The organism is Candidatus Aminicenantes bacterium, assembly GCA_026393795.1.
In the GTDB taxonomy this organism is placed as follows: Bacteria; Acidobacteriota; Aminicenantia; order UBA2199; family UBA2199; genus UBA2199.
On record JAPKZL010000026.1, the window covers coordinates 1 to 3,221 of the forward strand.

Sequence of the window (3,221 nt, forward strand, 5' to 3'; positions counted from 1 at the left end):
CATGTCAGCATATGGCAGATCGCCCAAAGTGTTCTGATCTACCTGGGGATTCCTTTTTTCGGCGGCATGCTGACCCGGTTTATCCTCCTGAAAGCCAAGGGCAGGCAGTGGTACGAGACCAGGTTCATTCCAAAGGTAAGCCCCATGACACTGGCAGCGCTGCTGCTCACCATTATCGTCATGTTTTCGCTCAAGGGCGAAACCATTGTCCAATTGCCCATGGACGTGCTGCGCATAGCCATGCCGCTGCTCATCTATTTTGTGGTCATGTTCTTTACATCGTTCTACATGGGAAAGCGGCTTAGCAACGATTACAGCAAAGCGGTGACCATTGCTTTCCATGCCGCCGGCAATAACTTCGAACTGGCTATCGCGGTGGCGGTGGGCGTGTTCGGCATTACCTCGGGGCAGGCATTCACCGCCGTCATCGGGCCGCTGGTCGAGGTGCCCGCGCTCCTCATCCTGGTCAATGTGGCCCTCTTCTTCCGCAAAAAGTATTTCCAGGCGAGTTGACGGGTGATGGATAAAAAGAGTGTCCTGTTCCTTTGCACCCGCAGCTCGGCCCGCTCGCAGATGGCCGCGGGGCTGTGGTAACTTTATAAAGTTTACTGATTTTGACATAGTATATAAAGTTATGTAAAATCAACTTATGAAAATATCGGAAAAATTAAGGCTCATACAGAAAATTTCCGGACTGACCCAGGAAAAAATCTCCAAACAACTGGACGTGTCTTTTGCCACCCTGAATAGCTGGATTAATGAAAAATCCCTGCCGCGAAAAAAGAAGCAGGAAGCCATAAATGAATTGTATTCCCAATATGCCGGAATAAAGGTTATTCCGGATACGTTACTTCAAGCCAAAAAAGAAGTCATCGCCATGAAAAGTCAAAATCATCCTGGGATTGTGAAAGAAATTTTAGTCAACCCTGACATTCACAAGCAATTTGTTTTATCCTTAACTTACAACACCAATCGGATTGAAGGCAGCACCTTGACCGAAGATGAAACGGCTGGAATACTTTTCGAAAATGTTTCCCCGCCGCATCGAAGCTTAACTGAACAATTGGAGGCCAAAAATCATCAGTCTGCGTTGCGATATTTATTCACTTGGGCCCTTGCAAAAAATAAATTAAACGAAGGATTGGTTTTAAAATTACATGCCATTTTAATGAATAGTATTCGCGAGGATGCCGGCGCCTACCGTAATCACGGAGTAAGAATTTTGGGCGCCAACATTCCAACCGCGAATTATTTGAAAGTTCCCGTATTGTTGAAAGAATTAATAAAAAATATCAATGCTCCCGGCAAAGACATCATCGCCCATGTTTCTGAAATTCATGGACGCTTTGAACAAATTCATCCTTTTTCCGATGGCAATGGCAGAATTGGCAGACTTCTGATGCAGGTTATGCTGCTGCGGGAAAATTTCCCGCCGGCGCTGATTTTGCAGGAAAAAAAACCTTTTTATATTAAATATCTTAATAAATTTCAAATGACGGGAAATTCCAGTTTATTGCAAGATTTTATTTCTGACGCCGTAATGTCAGGGTTTGATGTGTTAGAAAGAAAAAAATAAAGAGATCGAAGCAATGGGTGACCCCAATGTTCGGCTTATTCGGCCGGCAACGAGCCAGGCGCCGTCTATCCCCTGGCTGTCAAGGTGATGGTTGAGCTATGCATCGATATCTTGGCTCATCGTTCCAAGCATGGGCGCGATGCCATTATAAAATGGCTTGAAAAGTTTAATTAAAGGTTGAATTGCGTTTGGAGATCAAATAAGCTAGAGGTCCTTCAGGATCGCTTTGGTTTCCTGGCCGGAAAATTGCAGGTAAACGGCCCTTTAGGGGACGATTGGTTTCGCAAAGACAACTTGCATAAAGATGATCCAAACGCAAATACACTTGCGTTTGGTAATTGCTTGTGCTAGGCTTAAATCATGGAAATCAAAAAACGCCGCTACTGGCTCGAACTCCTGGAAACCTTGTGGGAGAAACGATCGGTGCTTTGGCTCTCCGGGGCCAGGCGGACGGGAAAAACCTGCATCTGCCAGAGCGTACCACACTCCTTGTACCTGGATTGCGAACTGCCCAGTGTGCGGAGAGAACTGTCCGATCCCGAAGCTTTTCTCGCCGCCCAACGCGGTCAAAGGATCGTTCTCGACGAGATCCACCGGCTGCCCAACCCGAGCGAATTGCTGAAGATCGCGGCCGACCATTACCCCGAAGTGAAGATCGTGGCCACGGGTTCGTCCACTCTGGGCGCTTCATCCCGTTTCAAGGATACTTTGGCGGGGCGCAAGCTGGAGATATGGCTGCCGCCGATGATTTTTTGCGATAGCAAGGACTTGGGCCGGGAAGACCTGGCCCAGCGCCTGCACCGTGGCGGCCTGCCCCCTTTTTTACTGGCCCGAAGCTATCCTGAAAGCGAATACCGGGAATGGGTTGAAGCCTATTGGGCCAGGGACATCATGGAGCTGTTCCGGCTGGAACGGCGGTACTCGTTTCTGCGTTTCCTGGAACTTCTCTGCCTGAACAGCGGCGGCATTTTCGAGGCAACCCATTACGCCATTCCCTGCGAAGTAAGCCGGCCGACCATCACCAACTACCTGGCTGTTTTGGAAGCAACCCATGTCGCTTACCTGGTCCGCCCTTTCCATTCCCGGCGTTCAAGGGAGATCATCGCGGCTCCGAAGGTATACGCTTTCGACACCGGCTTCGTCTCATTTTTTAAGGGTTGGAAAAGCCTGCGTCGGGAAGATCTCGGCTTGCTCTGGGAGCACTACGTGCTAAATGAACTGATGGGCCGCGGCCAGCGCCATGACGTCCGTTACTGGCGGGACAAGGCTGGGCACGAAATTGATTTCGTACTGTCTTCGCCCGCTGGAAGCACGGCGATCGAGTGCAAGTTGTCGGCCGACGCCTTCGACCCAGCCGGGCTGAAATCGTTCCGCGGCCTTTACCCAAAGGGGAAGAACTACCTCGTGGCCGGCGATGTCAAGAGAGTTTTCAATCGCCGCTACGGAGCGCTGGAAGTTGCATTCCTGGGTCTTGAGCAATTAGAACCTCAAGATAAATGATTTACGCTTTTTGCGCAGATCATTGCAATTGAAAAACGCAATCTCGCGACTGAGTTCAGGGTTTATATAAGCCTGCGGTCCTTCAGGATCGCTTTGGCTTCCTGACCGGAAAATTGCAGGTAAACTGCCGTTGTATTTAAATTTG

Annotated in this window: 3 protein-coding genes and 1 pseudogene; all 4 read left to right on the forward strand. The window is 49.3% G+C overall.

The annotated features are described in order from the left end of the window. A partial coding sequence (locus NTW95_01265; GenBank protein ID MCX6556058.1) for an arsenical-resistance protein occupies positions 1-513 on the forward strand: 513 nt, incomplete at its 5' end. 136 nt (positions 514-649) lie between these two features. Further along, positions 650-1,576, forward strand: coding sequence for a Fic family protein (locus NTW95_01270; protein ID MCX6556059.1), 927 nt, complete (start codon positions 650-652; stop codon positions 1,574-1,576). 36 nt (positions 1,577-1,612) lie between these two features. After that, positions 1,613-1,705, forward strand: a pseudogene (locus tag NTW95_01275) (arsenate reductase ArsC). 231 nt (positions 1,706-1,936) lie between these two features. Further along, complete coding sequence (locus NTW95_01280) at positions 1,937-3,076, forward strand: ATP-binding protein (protein MCX6556060.1); 1,140 nt, start codon at positions 1,937-1,939, stop codon at positions 3,074-3,076. Positions 3,077-3,221: the final 145 nt, after the last annotated feature.